Annotated in this window: 20 protein-coding genes; 2 read left to right on the forward strand and 18 right to left on the reverse strand. The window is 50.1% G+C overall.

Annotated elements, in window-relative coordinates:
• Window positions 1-7 precede the first annotated feature (7 nt).
• The 6 genes from AM231_RS17240 to AM231_RS17265 form a co-directional block, all read right to left on the reverse strand.
• Window positions 8-1,114, reverse strand: coding sequence for a VanZ family protein (locus AM231_RS17240; RefSeq protein ID WP_054403790.1), 1,107 nt, complete (start codon window positions 1,112-1,114; stop codon window positions 8-10).
• Between the two features lie 291 nt (window positions 1,115-1,405).
• Window positions 1,406-1,819 carry a hypothetical protein gene (locus AM231_RS17245; protein WP_054403791.1) on the reverse strand — a complete coding sequence of 138 codons (414 nt, stop codon included), beginning with the start codon at window positions 1,817-1,819 and terminating at the stop codon, window positions 1,406-1,408.
• An 87-nt stretch (window positions 1,820-1,906) separates the two neighbouring features.
• A complete protein-coding gene (locus tag AM231_RS17250; RefSeq protein ID WP_054403792.1) occupies window positions 1,907-2,563 on the reverse strand; it encodes an HAD family hydrolase in 657 nt (218 codons plus the stop codon).
• A complete protein-coding gene (locus tag AM231_RS17255) occupies window positions 2,560-3,120 on the reverse strand; it encodes a GNAT family N-acetyltransferase (RefSeq protein ID WP_054403793.1) in 561 nt (186 codons plus the stop codon). Before AM231_RS17255 ends, AM231_RS17250 begins: the two co-directional genes overlap by 4 nt.
• 46 nt (window positions 3,121-3,166) lie before the next feature.
• Window positions 3,167-3,661: a GNAT family N-acetyltransferase gene (locus AM231_RS17260; protein WP_053490612.1), complete on the reverse strand. Its 495-nt coding sequence runs from the start codon at window positions 3,659-3,661 to the stop codon at window positions 3,167-3,169.
• Between the two features lie 433 nt (window positions 3,662-4,094).
• Window positions 4,095-4,913 (reverse strand): methyltransferase domain-containing protein, encoded by an 819-nt coding sequence (locus AM231_RS17265; RefSeq protein ID WP_054403794.1) that lies wholly within the window; start codon window positions 4,911-4,913, stop codon window positions 4,095-4,097.
• A gap of 184 nt (window positions 4,914-5,097) precedes the next feature.
• Between AM231_RS17265 and AM231_RS17270 the strand changes: the two genes are divergently transcribed.
• Together AM231_RS17270 and AM231_RS17275 are read left to right on the forward strand one after the other, a co-directional pair.
• Window positions 5,098-5,550, forward strand: coding sequence for a GNAT family N-acetyltransferase (locus AM231_RS17270; RefSeq protein ID WP_054403817.1), 453 nt, complete (start codon window positions 5,098-5,100; stop codon window positions 5,548-5,550).
• Between the two features lie 84 nt (window positions 5,551-5,634).
• The gene (locus AM231_RS17275) at window positions 5,635-6,117 is read left to right on the forward strand and encodes a spore coat protein (RefSeq protein WP_054403795.1); all 483 of its coding nucleotides are present in this window, start codon (window positions 5,635-5,637) and stop codon (window positions 6,115-6,117) included.
• A gap of 146 nt (window positions 6,118-6,263) precedes the next feature.
• Here the strand turns inward: AM231_RS17275 and trxB are convergent, their stop codons facing one another.
• The 12 genes from trxB to AM231_RS17335 all read right to left on the reverse strand — a co-directional run bounded on the left by trxB (window position 6,264) and on the right by AM231_RS17335 (window position 18,018).
• Window positions 6,264-7,217, reverse strand: a complete 954-nt coding sequence (trxB, locus tag AM231_RS17280) for a thioredoxin-disulfide reductase (RefSeq protein WP_054403796.1) — start codon at window positions 7,215-7,217, stop codon at window positions 6,264-6,266.
• Window positions 7,218-7,350: 133 nt separating this feature from the next.
• Entirely contained in the window at window positions 7,351-9,087 is a 1,737-nt protein-coding gene (locus AM231_RS17285; protein WP_423212926.1) for a tetratricopeptide repeat protein, read from the reverse strand.
• Window positions 9,088-9,176: 89 nt separating this feature from the next.
• Window positions 9,177-10,127, reverse strand: a complete 951-nt coding sequence (locus AM231_RS17290; protein ID WP_054403797.1) for a ribose-phosphate diphosphokinase — start codon at window positions 10,125-10,127, stop codon at window positions 9,177-9,179.
• 151 nt (window positions 10,128-10,278) lie between these two features.
• The gene (hisJ, locus tag AM231_RS17295; RefSeq protein ID WP_054403798.1) at window positions 10,279-11,139 is read right to left on the reverse strand and encodes a histidinol-phosphatase HisJ; all 861 of its coding nucleotides are present in this window, start codon (window positions 11,137-11,139) and stop codon (window positions 10,279-10,281) included.
• Between the two features lie 10 nt (window positions 11,140-11,149).
• On the reverse strand, window positions 11,150-11,848 hold the full coding sequence (gene hisIE, locus AM231_RS17300) for a bifunctional phosphoribosyl-AMP cyclohydrolase/phosphoribosyl-ATP diphosphatase HisIE (protein ID WP_054403799.1): 699 nt from the start codon (window positions 11,846-11,848) through the stop codon (window positions 11,150-11,152).
• Window positions 11,845-12,603: an imidazole glycerol phosphate synthase subunit HisF gene (hisF, locus tag AM231_RS17305; RefSeq protein ID WP_054403800.1), complete on the reverse strand. Its 759-nt coding sequence runs from the start codon at window positions 12,601-12,603 to the stop codon at window positions 11,845-11,847. The genes hisIE and hisF overlap by 4 nt, the downstream gene beginning before the upstream one ends.
• Before the next feature lie 75 nt (window positions 12,604-12,678).
• The gene (hisA, locus tag AM231_RS17310; RefSeq protein ID WP_207383629.1) at window positions 12,679-13,410 is read right to left on the reverse strand and encodes a 1-(5-phosphoribosyl)-5-[(5-phosphoribosylamino)methylideneamino]imidazole-4-carboxamide isomerase; all 732 of its coding nucleotides are present in this window, start codon (window positions 13,408-13,410) and stop codon (window positions 12,679-12,681) included.
• Between the two features lie 29 nt (window positions 13,411-13,439).
• Window positions 13,440-14,057: an imidazole glycerol phosphate synthase subunit HisH gene (gene hisH / locus AM231_RS17315; protein WP_054403802.1), complete on the reverse strand. Its 618-nt coding sequence runs from the start codon at window positions 14,055-14,057 to the stop codon at window positions 13,440-13,442.
• Between the two features lie 3 nt (window positions 14,058-14,060).
• Complete coding sequence (hisB, locus tag AM231_RS17320; RefSeq protein ID WP_053490623.1) at window positions 14,061-14,666, reverse strand: imidazoleglycerol-phosphate dehydratase HisB; 606 nt, start codon at window positions 14,664-14,666, stop codon at window positions 14,061-14,063.
• 62 nt (window positions 14,667-14,728) lie between these two features.
• Entirely contained in the window at window positions 14,729-16,012 is a 1,284-nt protein-coding gene (gene hisD, locus AM231_RS17325; protein ID WP_054403818.1) for a histidinol dehydrogenase, read from the reverse strand.
• 116 nt (window positions 16,013-16,128) lie between these two features.
• The gene (gene hisG, locus AM231_RS17330) at window positions 16,129-16,770 is read right to left on the reverse strand and encodes an ATP phosphoribosyltransferase (protein ID WP_053490624.1); all 642 of its coding nucleotides are present in this window, start codon (window positions 16,768-16,770) and stop codon (window positions 16,129-16,131) included.
• 48 nt (window positions 16,771-16,818) lie between these two features.
• On the reverse strand, window positions 16,819-18,018 hold the full coding sequence (locus AM231_RS17335; RefSeq protein ID WP_054403803.1) for an ATP phosphoribosyltransferase regulatory subunit: 1,200 nt from the start codon (window positions 18,016-18,018) through the stop codon (window positions 16,819-16,821).
• Window positions 18,019-18,229 lie beyond the last annotated feature (211 nt).

The following is an 18,229-nucleotide window of genomic DNA, read 5'->3' on the forward strand; positions in this document are numbered from 1 at the left end:
ACCCGTGTTATTCGTCCTTGTCTCGTGTCTTGTTCTCTACAATAGCCAGCCTTGTTCCACTCTTGGCTTCATGCAGCAGTTTCCGCTCCCGCTGGAGTAGACATAAGAAGACATGGATAAACACGATGCCGTCCAGAAGTAATAAACCCACAGCATACATAGCCAGAAGGACGTGAGAACCCGAAATATTAACGATCAGGAGTAAGGCATGCAGTCCGCCCCATACGACATACAGCAGACCATTGCGGATCATCAGTTCCTTTAGCTTCAGCTGTTCTCCTGCTCCACGGATCTGGACCCGGACGATCCATGCCCCCAAGGTCTGGCCCTGCTTCATATAAGGGACCACGATATAATATATGATGACAACAATAAAATAAGCGCCTTTCACGTTAAGCAAGGTCAATACGCCGATGATCGGCAGCACGACACAGACATCGATCCCGAAGGCGATCGCCCGGCGAGTGTAACTGACCCGCTTTTTAGACAAATCCACCTTCTCATCCAGACGATCCATGCGAGGCAGGTGATTCTTCATCCAATCGGCGAGCACGAATCCGATCATGCCACCAAGGGTATTCATCAGCAGATCATCAACGTCAAACAATCGGTAAGGGTAATCATAGAATCCGTAAATACCGGTCACTTGGGTGATTTCGAAGAACAACGACAATCCGAATGAAGCTGCCAGACACGTCTTCCAGGATGTCCGCACATAATAACGCAGGAACATGCCGAAGGGCACCACAAGCAGCACATTAAACACTACCTGCAAGAAGGCTCTTTCCTTCAGTAGCAGCATATATGTGGAGGGGACTTGCCATACCACCTTGGTCTCCTTCAATATGTCGTGTATAAAGTTCAGCGGCATCAACTGCATAACCGAGGCGACATCCATCGGGGTATTATGCCGCGAGGCAGGCAGAGGAAGCAGAACCAAATACACCGCATTCATCATATATAGCAGAAATAAATACAGCAGAAATCCCCGGAATTTATTAAAATAACCATACTTGCGATACTGCACGATCAGAAAAGGAACGGCGCACAGCAAAGCTGCTATGGGAAAAGTCAAAAATGCATAGGATATGGGAAACAGATAGGCCTTGAGCATGCTTTTGTTCACTTCCTCTGTGACGATCTACTCTAAATGTATAGGAACAAGTTTAAATGAAGGTCGATTCTCGTTTAAAATGGGATTAAAAAACGCATAACCGCTTCAAGACTGACATGCCTGTCAGCCTCGTGCGTCGCGAATTGAATAACCCACACCATCAGTGTGGGCAGGATCATCATATGCAAGACGCATTGGATTCCCTGTCATCTGAACGTCGTCGTTATTCCCAACTTACGAGTTCATGTGACATGAGTCGGCCCAGTCGTGTTTCCATGAAGTCCCGTCCCGTTATTCCTTCCGTTTGCGGACGGCTTTTCCAAAGCTAATCTTTCGCGGAAGTCCCAGCTGGAACTCTTCACGGTGCCCATTCCACTCTATCTTGATCGTTAGATCCTTATTCGGGTTCATCATATTAAACAGACACTCCAAGTCCAGCGCACCCTTGGTTTCCTTAATGACAGCATGGTCGATTCCCACGACGATTTCTCCATCCTGGAAGCGACCCGACATGTCCTCCAGCCGATAGTTAATCTGCCCATGTTCCAGTGGTTCCTTCCCCAAGTACTGAAGCTTCAGCTTTCCGCCAAGAGTATCCTGAAACACGGTGCACTTCGCATTGACCTTATCCTGATGGGTAACGACATAAGTCGCTTTCCACGACTCGCCCTTACCTATCAAGGTCATGGTTTTATTTCGATTCATGGACACCCCTCCTCACACGCAAAAACGACCAGTTATCTCGATTAGGCTTATATATAAGATAACGAGAATACAAAAGAAATAGTTTTTTTAATTTTCTATAAAGTCCATGATTTCGATTAGATCGCCGATCTCCCCATCCCTGGCAAAATTCCGATCATAGTAGAGATCCCGCTTCCAGATGCCCTTCATGCCGACATCCCGACTTGCCGTTATGTCGTTGACCGGATGATCTCCAACATAGATGGATTCTTCTGATTTTGACTCAAGCCGATGTAAAGTGTTGTTGAAGATTCTGGGATCAGGCTTGCGTAAACCTTCCCACTCCGAGATCACGACGATATCAAAATAATGCTCGATGCCAAGCCCTCGGATGTTGTTAAATTGAAATTCACCATAGCCATTGGAGATCAGTCCGAGCTTGAGTCCTCGGCTCTTCAAACCGCCCAATGCTTCATGCAAATTCGGAAACCCGACGCAATGATGTTGAAACCCGGATATGTAATCTGCCAGGAGTTCTTCCCAAGGCAGGGGCAGGCCAAACTCTACGACAAGCTGCTGATATACCTGGTCTTTCCATACATAACCTCTGCGATCAAGCTCAACAAACCGTTTCACATACAGCTCCTTATCTACGGCTGAGGCGTGGAATGACAAACGATCATATTGGTCCCTGACAAAACGCAGCAAGGAGGCATCACGATCAAGGAGCGTACCGTCCAGATCAAACACAATGGTGGTTATCATAATGTCTGCCCTTGCAGGGGCCGGTATTCCACAATCCAGCAGTCACGCATCTCGCCCTCATGCTGTTCATGCTTCTCCAGCAGTCTGACCTTCCGGAAGCCGCATTTCTCGTAACAAGCAATTGCCCGTTCATTCCAAGCCTGCGGGTCCATCACAATCCGATCAGCCTGTCTCTGAACCACGAGATACTCCACCATGGAAGTCATAAGCTTCGTACCGATGCCCTTATTCCAATAGTCCGGCTCCCCGATGAATTGATCCGTGGCGAACGTTATGCCGTCTGCATCACTCTCGCCATACCCATACTCACCTAACATCTCTTCATCCAGAAGATAAAATTGAATATACCCGATCGGCTTCCCTTCATATTCAATGATGCAGCGAGTCTCATCATCATCCACGTAAAACTGCTCGCGCACCCGTTCTGCATCGTGAGGATTGTCCCGTCCTTCGTAATACTGCAGCACATCCGGGTTGGACAGCCAAGAAACCATAGATAATACATCTTTCTCCTCCAGCTCGCGGACCGTAATCGGCCCAGCCTCGTACACCAGCATCCTCATCCCCCCACGATCCTAATTAAATGATTCCAATTCTCAAGTTTCAGATGACATCTGCAACCATCGTAATGGAGGTCCCGCACATACCTGCCTCCAGAAATCCAAAACGCTCATATAATCGCATGGCTGGCGCATTTTCCGGAGCGACACTTAACGATACCTTCTCAATCCCCCGCTCCTTCATTCCTCTAAACAATTCCTTCATGAGTGCATTTCCAAGCCCCTGCCCACGAAATTCCGGAAGCAGTGCCATCCCCAGCTCGGGAATGTTTTCGCTGACATAACCGAAGCCTTTATTTCCTTCATCGAAATAACGGATGTGGATTGAGCCTACGGGCCTTCCTTCGGCATTCACAGCAATATAGCCTAAATCGCCGGTTCTACCCCAGTTCTCCACGTATTTTTTCATGAAAGGTTCTTCGAGTATGTCCCGGCTGAAAGGCTTCTCTCCCTCGGGCACATACAGAGACTCATACAGCATTTCCCGCAAAAAAGGCTCATCCTCCCGGCCAGCGACTCGAATATGATATGAATTCATGCATGCATCTTCCTCTCTACTGGATCATTTTCGAACAACGCCTGCCAACAGAATAAAGACGTCCCCCTCGGAACGCCTTCGGATCTATACTTATGAATTAGCGATTTGCCGCCCTAATCCTTCCTTACCAGCTGGTATTTTTTAGTTCTAACTATTTTTGCTGGCCTGTTTATTAGAACGGAACTCCTTCGATATATAACTCCTTGCTGAACGAATGTACAGCGCCTTATGCTCCCCACTTCCTTATGTATATCCTAACAAGGTACGCTATGTTAACAATCCTCATATGGATATAAAAAGTTAAAAATCACCCATATAAAAAGTTATGATTATGCCTCATACCTAACATCCATCATGAGCTCAAAGTAGAATCATCTCGTCGACTGGATTTTTGTCCTTGCCCACCCGGTCACCAGACAACTGCGAGCTTCCCTTACACTTTCTGTGCAATCAGCTTACTCATCGCATGACGGTGCGGTATACCCGACGAATTGCAATCAAATATCACCTCCGGGCTGCTGTGAATCAGCCAATCATGGTAGTGCATCATAAGCTCCCCGGACTTCCAGTCGTAAGCGTAAGGCTCATTCTCGGGAGGAGGCGCGATGAACGGCTTCTGTACGAATACATTAAGGCAATGAAGCCCCTCTGCCGCAGTAAATTGTTTATAGTTGGCAAATATCTCTTCCCGGTATTCCGGTCTGATATAATGCAGCACGCCGCTGGAATAGAGCACGTCGAACTCCGAGTCCAGACGATAATCTGATATATCCGCCTTGAATACGTTGATGTGAACCCCGATACGATCGGCCAATCTCTTCGTCTTCTCAATTCCCGCATCCGAAATGTCGAACGCCGTGACATCATAGCCATTACGGGCAAAAAAAACGGCATCTTTCCCTTCCCCGCAACCGATATCCAGTAGCTTTACTCTTCTGGTGGGAGGGATCATTTCTAGCACCTGATAACAGGCTGAGCCCGGCTCTGTGCCCCAATAGTAATCCGGTGTTTTATATTCTTCTTCATATATGCTGATCGGCTTGCCTGTTGATGAATAACCAAACAACTTATCGATACTCACATCGAGTCGCCGTGACAACTCCGGGAGCAGCGCAATATCGGGCATGGTCTGCCCCGTTTCCCATTTGGATACGGCTTGAAACGTAACGCCCAGCTGATGTGCCAAACCTTCCTGGGTAAGTCCCTGCTCTTTACGATAACGATTAATATTTTTGGCTAACAGGTTTCTCATATCGTTCACGTCCTTCCTATAACCACATTGTAGGTGCGCTGCTCAGGGCATTCAATAACCCGATTATTGAATCTCAGAACAATTCAACTCCTAGTTGAACTTCAAATCCAGTACTCCAACATATAGGCATGTTACAATAGAGCTGTTTAACATGAATATGGAACATAATAAGGGAGAAATTAACGTGAACATAAGAAAACTGCAGCCTGATGAAATCCCACCTCTGGATCTGCTCTTGCTTGCGGATCCCTCGAGGAAGCTCGTAGAGGAATATTTGAAACGCGGTCATTGTTATGTGGCTGAAGTGGACTCGCATCAAATCGGTGTTTACGTCCTGCTGCCCACCAGGCCCGATACAATCGAGCTGGTTAACATTGCTGTAAGCGAGGACTTGCACGGCCATGGATATGGCAAGAAGCTCGTGAATCATGCCATAGAACAGGCCCGGGAGCTTGGATATGCAACGATTGAGGTCGGTACGGGCAGCACGGGTGTTACACAGCTGGCACTGTATCAGAAATGCGGATTTCGAATGACAGGCATCGACCGGGACTTTTTTGTCCGTCATTATGAAGAGGAAATTTACGAGAACGGTATGCGTCTGCGCGATATGGTGCGATTGTCGCAGGATTTATAAGAAGCTGGTCTTAAGCAGATGCACTTTTCCTTCATATCTTGAATAGGCTATCGCATATTGATGATGGAGGAGAACCAATTGAGCATGAGTCAAAACCCGAAGCATCTCGCGTGGCATGAAACGATGGAAATTCATGAATTGACCGCCTTTCAGGCAAATCACCTGATTGGACTAAAAATGTCTATACAAGATATTAAAGATCCTCAGCTTCACGGACTATACACCGAGGCGATCCAAGGAGTTGAACAGAATCTGCGGGAGCTTTTACCTTATTATTCCGAAGCGCCTACGGGAACCCGCAGCCTGTCCGGTGCCGATTTAACAGCGTATTATGCAGGCCATCTGCTGAGCTTTGCCAAAACCTCTGTTCGCAGCTATGCCATTGCTATTACGGAGGCTGCAACCCCAAGTGTGAGAGACACCCTGCAGAAGCAGTTAAACAAGGCTATTGAGCTCCATGGGAAGGTCTTCTACTTCATGTACGCACGTGGCCTGTATCCGTCTTACAATTTAAAGCAGCTGCTGGAGAATGACGTGAAGAATGCCAATAAGGCTTTAAGCCTGTAACATCAGCAGAACATCCATAATTATGTATGCACAAAAAAAGCCCCTGACTAACAGCGGGAAGCTCAGAGATATTCTCTCACGTTCTTCCTTCCGCTGAATAGCACAGGGGCTCTTTCATATATTCCGTTCACTCCCAAAAGCCGTGATTACTTATCCAGTGTCTCGCTCCAGTCATGCACCATATGGCCCTCAAGATATTTCTCGCAATCCATAGCTGCCATACAGCCGGTCCCCGCAGCTGTAATCGCTTGGCGATAGCGCGTATCCTGGACATCGCCGCAAGCGAATACGCCCGGAATGTTGGTCTCCGTGGTTCCAGGCTTCACGACAATGTAGCCGGTTGGATCTGTCGTAATCTGATTACCAAGGAAGCCTGTATTCGGTGTATGGCCAATAGCCACGAACACGCCTTCCGCTTCAATCAGCTCTTCTTCACCCGTCTCGTTGTTGCGGACCTTCAATCCCTTAACACCAATATCACTGGTAACCACCTCAACTGGCGTACGGTCAAGAGCCCATTCGATCTTCTCGTTCTCTCTTGCGCGATCCTGCATAATCTTGGATGCACGCAGCTCGGTACGGCGGTTTACCACCGTTACGCTGGAAGCAAAACGCGTCAGGAAGCTGGCCTCCTCCATCGCAGAGTCGCCACCGCCGATAACGATAATTCTCTTCCCGCGGAAGAAAAACCCGTCACATGTTGCACATGTACTTACACCACGGCCCACGTTCTCCTGCTCACCTGGAATTCCGAGATATTTGGCAGAAGCGCCAGTCGAAATAATAATGGACTCCGCCAGAAGCTCGCCCATTCCCTCGACATTCACCTTAAAGGGACGCTGGGAGAAATCAACGGATTCAACCCAGGCGCTCTTGAACTCTGCACCGAAGCGCTCCGCTTGCTGACGCATATTGTCCATGAGCTCAGGACCCATGATCCCTTGCGGAAATCCTGGGAAATTCTCCACTTCAGTTGTTGTCGTTAACTGACCGCCAGGCTGCATGCCTTCGATCACGAGTGGCTTCAAATTCGCACGTGCCAAGTAGATGGCTGCCGTCAATCCGGCAGGACCTGTTCCGATTACGATTGATTTGTACATAGATACAGCCTCCTTAAGGTGATAATTTCTGCTGCATGTTGCTTTCTATTCAGAGATAAAGGAATTTTTATGTGCCAACATATTCCTATATGAAGCAGGACGTTGTTTGATTCAAGATCTTGATAAATCCGATTTACATTTTCTCAGTAAATGGTCTGAAATCATCGTCCGGTTGATCTTTCGCTGCACATACACTATCCATTTGACGTGCATAACGGCTAACCGTTGATGACGATATACCGTAGCGGCCGGCCACCTGCTCATAGGTTAAAGCGCGTCCGCGCTTCTTGGCCGTTAGATACTCCAATGCCGCCGCCCAGCCATCCACATTCCGAATTTTCGGAATATCCGGATACAGACGACTTAAGAAGTCGGACCAGAGATTCTCCAAGTCTTTTTTCCAATAGGCATCAACACGCATGTCCATCGTCTGCTCCGCTTTCTCCAGCACCGCTTTCCAGGAAGGCAGCCAATCCGGGGATACCTCAAGGCTCTTACTCGGGGACGCATCGCGATCTTCGCGCCGATCCTGCAGCCGACTGCTTGCAGCTTCCATCTGCTGAAGTACCAGACGGGCGGCATCCTTCAGCTCCGCATCCTCTCCCGGTTCCTGAAGAAATGACTGCAATGCATGCTGGACCTCTTCATCCGCTATCAATTCCAGCGTCCGGATAACCTGAAGCTTGGTCTGAGGATCGCCATGTCTAAGTGCCCAGAAGAAAGAAGAACGAATCAGTGGATTCTGCTTCGCTTCCTCGGTCAGCTTATCTCCATCATGCTCCCAACGTTTGAACTGTTCCTCGAACGGAAGATGATAGTGATAACTCACCTTCATCTGATCCGTACCTGTTTCCTTACGCTGCTGCAGCTGGGCCAGATAGAAATTAGGGATTACCGAATCGCCGTCCAGCTTCAGCGCATGCCGCCAATATTTCTCGGCTTTGTCATAATAACCGCTGTTGCACGCGGCAACCGCCGTGTAATGATACAAACTAGGGTCGCTGCTAAACTCTTCATCCTTTAAGAGGCGGCGGAAATGACTGTACGCAACTTCATGCTGCCCCAGTATTCCCATCGTTGTAGCCAGCTTAAACACATGCTCCATATGAAAAGGAACGGCCACCCTTAGCATGTCCATTAAACGGTCGCGCTGCTCATGATTACCTTCATGTTGATAGAAGATGGCCAGATTGCACAGACCGTGCAGATTGCCCGGCTCTAGATCCAACACCTCGCCAATGGTGCGTTTTGCGGTATCAAAACGACCCATGTAATAATAGGCCAGAGCCAGATTGTTGCGCGCAGCCAGAAAATCCGGGGAGTCATTAACGATCTCCTCCAGCAGCTTGACCGCCTGAGCGAATTTACCTTCTTCAAGCAGCGCCCGGGCATGCTCGTGTTCAACCACGCCTTCACGGCTCTTGATCCGATTCAGCTTGGCAGGACGATTAAGCTCATAATGAAGCAGCTCCATCATTTCCTCGGCTTCGTCCAGAAATTGTCCGCTCGGGTCTTCCTCCAGATAGGTTACTAGAGCTTCTTCCGCCTTCTCGAACTGCTCCATATTCGCGTAGTTATTCGCCATATAGAAATAACATTCGGTCATAAGCGGGTCTACCTGCTTCAGAATGTGAGATAAGACTTCGTTAGAAGCTTTATAATCACCCGTCTCTGATAATATACCCGCCACATTGCAATGATTCACCGGATTATCCGGTTCATATTCAACAGCTTTGCGAAAATACTTCAGAGCCTTGTCATATTGATAACGATCAAGCGAACGAACCGCACGATCGAAGAAGAAATTGGCATTCATTTCGATAGATATAACATTGTGGGGGTCACTGGACCCGTATGGATTACCATTCACGAAAAGCAAGGCACCTCCTTTAACTTGCTCCTCTATCCACAACAGTATAACACAAGTTTCGATGTCATTTGCAGAAAAAAGACACCAGTTTACACACCGGCGTCTTTGAATAAAGTAGCTATAGATCCACCCTCGATAATAATATGAGTGGCTTGGGCTAGCATAGGCGCAACAGACAGCACCTTCAGCCGCATCTTGCAGTGATGGTCAGGGAGCACAATGGAGTCTGTGATCACGATTTCCTCAATATGAGTATGGTCCAGACGGCTTAATGCCTCCCCGGAAAAAAGTCCATGGGTCGCACACACAATGGCATCCTTGGCTCCCCGTTCTTTAAGACTTTCTACCACTTGAACGATGGTAGTTCCCGTATCAATTAAGTCCTCAATAATAATCGGCGTGCGACCCACCACGTCTCCAATGACGTGGGTAATAACCGCCTCGTTATGCGCTGGGCGCTGCTTGACCATCATCGCAAACGGCGAGCCCAATCGACTAGCGAGCTTCTCCGCCGTCTTCGCCCGGCCGGCATCGGGAGAAACGATCACCGGATTCTCGATCTTCTTGGTCTTCAGGTACTCTGTGATCAGATCGAGCGCAGTCAGATGATCCACCGGGATATTGAAGAATCCCTGGATCGCAGGCGCATGCAGATCAATCGTAATGACGCGGTTGGCTCCTGCCGTAGTCAGCACATCGGCTACCATTTTGGCCGAAATCGGTTCACGCGGCGCTGCCTTGCGCTCCTGCCTTGCATAACCGTAATAAGGCACAATAATATTGATCGTTCTGGCTGATGCACGCTTGGCGGCATCAATCATCACCAGCAGCTCTACGAACATTTCATTGATTGGATGAGAAAAGGACTGCAGTAGAAAAACATCGCAATTACGGATACTCTCTTCAAAATGAACATAAACCTCCCCGCTCTGAAAGCGGGAAATCTTAATCTTTCCCAGTTCAACTCCCAATTGCTGGCTAATACTTGCCGCCAGCTGCGGGTTGGAAGTTCCGGCGAATAATCGTAGTGAATGATGCATGAGGACCTCCTGACGAGATTGGTTGATGATGAACATGTCGGATGATGGGATGATAATGAAGGCGTTATCGTTAAATCAGGCCGTTTCCAATCCCTTCGACTCGTGATCCGCGTCGTATGGGGAGGAAAACAGCCGTCATCATGAAATCAGTTTACAATTCGTGCTTGTCCTTATTATACATCGTTTCTTCCATATTCCAAAGCACCATCTCGCGTTTTCGGTTGCGGAAAGTCGCAAGCTCTCGTACTCCGAGCTCTGATAACAGCGCCCGTGCCTGATCCAGATGCTCCCCGAGCTTCATTGGCTGATGGGCATCCGAACCTAAAGTGAGTGGAATGCCAAGCTTTATTGCTTCCTCCAGCATGCGACGGCTCGGGAACATCTCCTCGCAAGCTTTCGATAAACCGGAGGCATTTAACTCCATGGCTACCCCGCTGCGAGCAACTGCAGCAAGCGCAGCGTTCTCCAGAGCGATCACATCGGCCGTATGCTCCGGTCCGGGTCCATAACCGAACCGTTTGATCACGTCCAGATGGCCCATGATATCATAGAAACCGGTCGCGGCCGCTTTCTGCACCGCATCATAATACTGCCTATAGACTTCAAACGGGTTCTTGCCCTCCCAGCCTTGAGTCTGGCGGTAATCTGTTATGTCCCATTCACCCAGAAAGTGAACGGAGCCGATGACGTAATCCCACGGATAGTCCTTCACGATCTGCTCAATCATTTCTTCGTATCCCTCGATATAATCGCCTTCGAGTCCGATCCGAATATCAATCTGTCCTTTATAGCGTTCCTTGAGCAGCAGACATTCTTCCACATAACGCGGCAGCTCATCCATCGGCATGGCCATCTCCGGGTAATACGTCTGCGGATTGACGTGAATCAAGGGCATATGATCCGACAATCCCAACTGATCCATCTCCAGCTCTATGGCCTGCTGGACATACTCCTCCAGCTGCCCCTCTGCATGTCCGCACCGGGCATGGTGAGTATGGTAATCAATAATCATCGTAAGCCTCCTAATCGCGACGCGGCCGTTCATGGCGGCGGCTCAGCTCATCCATGATCTCGTCGAGCGGAAGCTTCCGCTCCTGAAGAAGGACCAGCAGGTGGTAAATCAGATCGCTGATTTCCAGCTTCAGCTCAGCGTTATCTTTATTTTTGGCGGCGATGATCGTTTCTGAAGCTTCCTCGCCCACTTTCTTGAGGATCTTGTCTACACCTTTATCGAATAAATATGTCGTATAGGCTCCTTCCGGCCGCTCTACCTCGCGCTGGGCAATGACATTCTCAAGCTCAGCCAGAACATCGAAGCGTCCGCTGGCTGCTGCCGCACGTGGACTCGCAGGCTCGCTCTGCCCCTGAACGGTAATCTCATTGTAGAAACAGGTTGTTTGTCCGGTATGACAGGCCGGTCCATTCGGATTCACCTGCAGCAGGAGAGTATCTCCATCGCAATCATACGTCATGGAAACTACAGTCTGTACGTTGCCGGAAGTTGCCCCCTTATGCCACAACTCTTCGCGCGAACGGCTCCAGAACCAAGTCTCGCCGCTTTCCAGCGTCAACCGAAGAGACTCCCGATTCATATAAGCCATCATCAGCACTTGCTTGCTCTCTGCATCCTGTACAATCGCTGGCACCAAGCCCGAAACATCCCAACGGATATGCTCACTGACCTGCTCCAGAGATAAATCCTTCAACATATCTTCGCTCATCGTATATCCACTCCTTTTCCACTGAGATGCTGCTTCAGATGAGGAATTGAGATTTCTTTATAGTGAAAAATGGTTGCCGCAAGGCCTGCATCCGCCTTACCCGTGGTGAACACGTCATAGAAGTGATCCTCTTTGCCGGCGCCGCCGGAGGCGATGACAGGGATCCGCACCACCGAGGATACGGCTGATGTCAGCGCAAGATCGAAGCCATCCTTCGTTCCATCCGCATCCATACTGGTTAGCAGGATTTCCCCAGCGCCCAGGCTCTCCGCCTGCTTCACCCAATCCAGCGCCTTCATCCCGGACGGGGTCCGTCCGCCATGCGTGTACACTTCCCATTCTCCCCAAGCTTCATTGTACTTGGCGTCAACCGCCACAACGATGCATTGGGAGCCGAATTTGCGCGCCCCGTCCGAGATCAGCTCCGGCTGTCTCACCGCTGCCGTGTTGATTCCGATTTTATCCGCGCCCGCGCGCAGAATCCGCTTCATATCCTCGACAGATGAGATGCCTCCCCCAACCGTAAACGGGATGGAGATCTCTCCAGCCGTCCGGCGTACGACTTCCTCCATCGTTGCCCGGCCTTCTACCGATGCCGAGATATCCAGAAAAACAAGCTCGTCTGCGCCTTCCCGGTCGTAGAGCGCCGCCAATTCCACCGGATCACCCGCATCGCGCAGGTTTACAAAATTAACACCCTTCACCACCCGGCCATCTTTTACATCCAGGCAAGGTATAATCCGTTTTGCCAGCATCCTTTTTCCCCTCTTCCCATTGAATAAACTTAATTCTTTAGGCTTAATCGAACAGAACCAGGCCTAGGACCAATTTTATTGGATGCGTGATATGGCCTCATATAAATCAATATTTCCTGTATACAGCGCCTTGCCTACGATCGCTCCGCCTACGCCGTCACCGCTGTGTTCGCTGAGCGCCAGCAAATCGTCCAGCTTTGTAACACCGCCCGAAGCGATAACGGAACGACCGCTTGCTTTAGCGAGCGAGACAATGGCCTCTACGTTAGGCCCCTGCATCATACCGTCACGGGAAATATCCGTGAAGATGAAGGTTTCTGCGCCTTTGGCTGCTAATTCCTTAGCCAGCACCTCAGCTTGCACTTCTGACGTTTCCAGCCAGCCCCGCGTTGCAACATATCCGTTGCGCGCATCGATTCCGATGGCAACCTTGTCTCCGTACTTGCCCAGCACCTCTTCCGTAAAGACGCGATCTTCAATCGCGGCAGTGCCGATGATCAACCGGCTAACGCCGAGCGACAGCAGCCGCTCTACATCTGCCAGCGTGCGCAGGCCGCCGCCTACTTGCACCGGAACTTGAACGCTCGATGCGATCCTTCCAATGAGCTCGTCATTGACTGGATGACCTGCCTTCGCCCCGTCCAAATCCACAAGGTGAATATATTTGCCTCCCTGCTCTTCCCATGCTTTGGCCACCTCGAGCGGATTGTCATTGTATATTGTTTCTTGATTATAATCGCCTTGCACCAGCCGGACACATTTGCCACCGCGAATATCGATCGCCGGATATATGATAAAAGAGGACATCCCCAATCCCACCTTCTACTTGGTCTATTTTAGTCTCTTGCCGTTAAAGCCAAGAAATTACGCAGCAGACTCATACCGAGCTTCCCGCTCTTCTCGGGATGGAACTGCATGCCATACACAGAGCCGCGGCCCACGATAGCTGTTACTGGCTGACCGTAATCGGTGACTGCCAGCAAATCAGCCTGAACCTCAGGAAGAACATGATACGAATGGACAAAATACACATGACCTTCCTCAAGTCCCGCAAACAACGGATGCTCCCGCTTCTTGAACTGCAATGAATTCCAGCCCATATGCGGTACCTTGTAGTCACCGCCTGGGAACCGTACCACCGATCCGGGCAGAATATTCAGCCCTTCATTCTTGCCATGCTCCTCGCTTCGGCTGAACAAGAGCTGCATACCGAGGCATATCCCCAGCAGCGGCTTTCCCGACTCCGCAGCTTCCTTCATGACCGCGTCTAGCGAAGTTTCGCGCAGCTGCTCCATGGCATCGCCGAACGCGCCGACGCCGGGCAGGATGATCCCATCTGCAGCAAGTATCTCTTCCCGCTCTCCCGTGACCAGCGGCTTGTAACCAAGCCGCTCCACTGCTTTACTGACGGAATGCAGATTGCCCATCCCGTAATCTACGATTGCAATGGCCATCGATCAGAGCACTCCCTTCGTGGACGGTACGCCGGTTACCCGCGGATCCACGCTTGTCGCCTCATCCAATGCACGGCCAAGTGCCTTAAACACTGCTTCAATCATATGGTGCGTATTCTGTCCATAGTGTACAATGACATGCAGCGTAATTCGGGCTTCCAAGGCCAATTTCCACAGAAATTCTTGCACCAGCTCAGTTTGAAAAGAGCCTACCTGCTGCGAAGGATACTCAGCCCGGTATTCAAAATGCGGACGGTTGCTGATATCTACAACGACCTGCGCAAGCGCCTCATCCATCGGCACGAATACACTGGCATAGCGCTTAATGCCTTTTTTATCTCCCAGCGCTTCGCGGAAGGTCTGACCCAAGCAGATCCCGATGTCCTCCACCGTATGATGGTCATCAATCTCGATATCGCCCTTCGCTTTGACGCGAAGATCAAAGTGGCCATGCTTCGTAAACAAATCGAGCATATGATTCAGAAACGGCACATCGGTTTCCAATTCCGCAATTCCTGTTCCATCAACATTGAAATCAAGAGTAATATCAGTCTCATTTGTTTTGCGGCTTACGCCGGCTGATCTTGCTGCTGCATCCAAACTGCTCACGTTGATTGCCTCCTCTAAACAGATATCTATTATGAACGCACTGCATGTTCTACAATGGTTTCTTATCGTTCTTGATCAAGCCGAATTTGAATCGCCCTTGCGTGCCCTTCAAGGCCCTCACGCCGGGCCAGCTCCATAATCTGCTCACCGTCTCGCAGCAAGGCTTCCTTGCTGTAATAGATCAAGCTCGATTTCTTGATAAAATCGTCCAGATCCACCGGCGAAGCAAAACGTGCCGTTCCATTCGTCGGTATGATATGATTCGGACCGGCAAAATAATCTCCCACCGGCTCCGAGCTGTACGGACCCAGGAAGATGGCACCGGCATTCTCAATCCGGCCTGCAATCGCCATCGGCTCCTCTGTCATAATCTCCAAATGCTCCGGCGCCAAACGGTTAATGACTTCGATCCCTTCACTTAGGGACTCCGTTATGATTACCGCGCCGTAGCTGTCTACCGAAGCCCGTGCAATATCACGGCGCGGCAGCAGCTCAAGCTGCCGCTGCACTTCGACGGCGACGGCTTCTCCGAGCTTACGGGAAGGCGTCACCAGAATAGCGGAGGCCATCTCGTCATGCTCTGCCTGGGAGAGCAAATCAGCCGCGATATACGATGCATCGGCGCTGTCATCGGCCAGAACGGCAATTTCGCTCGGTCCGGCCAAGCTGTCGATGTTCACCGTACCGTACACTTCGCGCTTGGCCAGAGCCACGTAAATATTGCCGGGTCCGCAAATTTTATCCACGGGTGTGATCGTCTCCGTGCCGTAGGCCAATGCCGCAATCGCTTGGGCTCCTCCCACGCGGTAGATCTCCGTAACGCCCGCCTCTGCTGCAGCTACCAGGATATAAGGATTAACTCCGTCCTGCCCGCCGGTAGATGGAGGTGTCACCATAACAATCTCTGGCACGCCCGCCACTTGCGCAGGAATCACGTTCATCAGCACAGATGAAGGATAGGCTGCCTTTCCACCAGGCACATACACGCCTACGCGCTTCAACGGACGAATAATCTGTCCGAGTATGCTGCCGTCGGCTTGAAGATCCATCCAGGAGTTACGTTTCTGCTTCAGATGAAAGGCGCGAATATTATTCGCTGCGGACTGAATCGCCGTCACAAACGATGTCTCCACTTGCTCATAAGCTGCCTTGAGCTCCTCATCCGTTACACGAAGCTGATCTGCTGTCAGACGGACACGGTCCAATTGCTCGGTATGCCGCAGCAATGCAGCATCTCCTTCGGCTCGAATATCCGCTACGATCGCTTTAACGACTTCATTCTGCTCCGGCGTACCGTAATCATTTTCCCTTTTCAGTTGAAAGTCCCGAGCTGATACAACCTTCACCTTCATCTCCCCCATTCCCGCTGCTTGCATCGTATTTCTGCTCTCCTAGGCGCGTCGTGCCCTTGATACATAAACATGATCTTTGTTCTTAGCCCGTTCACTATAAGTTATGGTCGTTACAGATTTGCTCTCTCCGACAGAATGACTGCTTGCAGCCGATCGCACAGAGTCTGGATTTCGTCATTCTTCATCCGGTAGCTGACACGATTGGCAATTAAGCGGCTTGTAATTTCGAAGATGCTGTTCATCTCGACCAGTCCGTTTTCCTTCAGCGTTTGGCCGGTTTCCACCATATCCACGATCCGGTCGGCCAAGCCGATTAGAGGAGCAAGCTCAATAGAGCCGTTCAGCTTCACTACTTCTACCTGCTGGCCTTGTTCGCGAAAATACTGTGAGGCCACATTCGGATACTTCGTGGCCACCCGCTGATGAATGCCCGGCTTCCAATCCGGCAAACCGATTACGGACATTCTGCAGCGCGCAATTCCAAGATCAAGCAGTTCGTAGACGTCTTTGTTCTCCTCCATCAGCACATCCTTGCCCACAATACCGATATCGGCGACACCGTATTCCACGTAAGTCGGCACATCCACCGGCTTCGCCAGAATAAATTCCATTCCTGCTTCCGGCAAGGAAATGACCAGCTTTCGTGTCTCATCTACGTCCAGGGGAACCGGAAGTCCGGCTGAACGGAACAAAGCGGATGCCTTTTTATATATTCGTCCTTTTGGCATAGCTACTTTCAACGTTTCTGCCACTTTCATATCCTCCCTTCTTTAGCTTGTATAGATCGTAAACTTCCTATGTTATTGAAATGTAATGATATCTTGGTAACCTCGATGGAGCATGCTGCCCGATACAGCCGCTTCTTCCTTATCTTGAGCATTCGTCCCATCCGTATCGGGAATTAGCGAAGTAATAACGGTATGGCCTTCAGCTCGCAGTTCCGATGCCTTCGCTAATCCTGCTTTTCGATAAGCAGCTGTGTATCGGATCAGAACAGGCAGCTCCTCGGTGATCTCTTCTCCCTGCACCCCATCCAGGATGCGAGTGGTCTTGAGGGCGAAGCCCGTCGCCGGTATCGCACGGCCAAACTGCTGAAGCAGCTTATCATAACGTCCGCCGCTGGCTACAGGTGAACCTAATTCAGCGGCATAACCCTCAAATGTCATTCCCGTGTAATAGGAGAAGTCACCGAGCATAGTCAGATCAAATAGTACATGTTTAGCGGCATCATATGCCTCGAGCACTTCCCATACTCTGCACAGATGCTCAATCGAAGCCCTTGCCAGCTCATTACTGCTGATATCCAGCGCTTGCCCGGCAACCTCCCTGCCACCGCGCAGCTTTAATACTTCCTCCAGCCGGTTCTGCTGCTCTTCCGTAAGATTCAGACCTGCAATCGTATTCCGGTAGCCGACATAGTCGCGGTTCAGCAGATCCTGCTTCAGGCTTTCCTGATCCTCGGTCCGTTCAGGCAATACCTCCTGGAGCAGTCCATTAAGGAAACCCATATGTCCCATCGCAATTTTAAACTTCTCTACCCCAGCTGCCTTCAAGGACTCAATCGCCAAAGCGATGACTTCTGCATCAGCTTCCGGCGTATCGTCGCCTACAAGCTCTACACCGGTCTGAAAAAATTCCGCTTCCCGGCCCGCTTCTTCCTCGATAGCCCGGAACACATTTGCATGGTACGACAATCGTACCGGCAGCGGCTCATCCTTCAGCAGTGAAGACATGACCCGTGCTATAGGTGCCGTCAGATCGGACCGGAGCACCATGGTCGTTCCGTGCTTATTCAATAATTTAAACAACTTTTGGTCAGACGTGGAGCTTGCCACGCCTACCGTATCGTAATATTCCATCGTCGGTGTCATAATCTGCCGGTACCCCCAGCGGTCCATGCAAGCGAGCACTTCACGTTCAATCCGTCGCAGCTTGGTGACCGCATGAGGGAGATAATCACGCACGCCCGACGGTTTCTCAAAGCCTTTCGGTTTAGACATGACATTCCACCTCAAATTCAGAGTTTCTTTAGTATGGTAAAGTGGTACCTTGCTAATAAATTAAAGGATATTGGCTATATTACCATGAATATTGCCTGATCGTCAATGGATTGCGCAACGGTTCTCCACTGCTTATATCTTATATCTGCTATGTATCATTCTTCGCTCCTACTAGTCTTAACCAGCACAGAATCCATGGAACTTCTGGCTA

Origin of the sequence: Paenibacillus solani, from assembly GCF_001277345.1 — a bacterium.
Lineage (GTDB): Bacteria > Bacillota > Bacilli > Paenibacillales > Paenibacillaceae > Paenibacillus_AQ > Paenibacillus_AQ solani.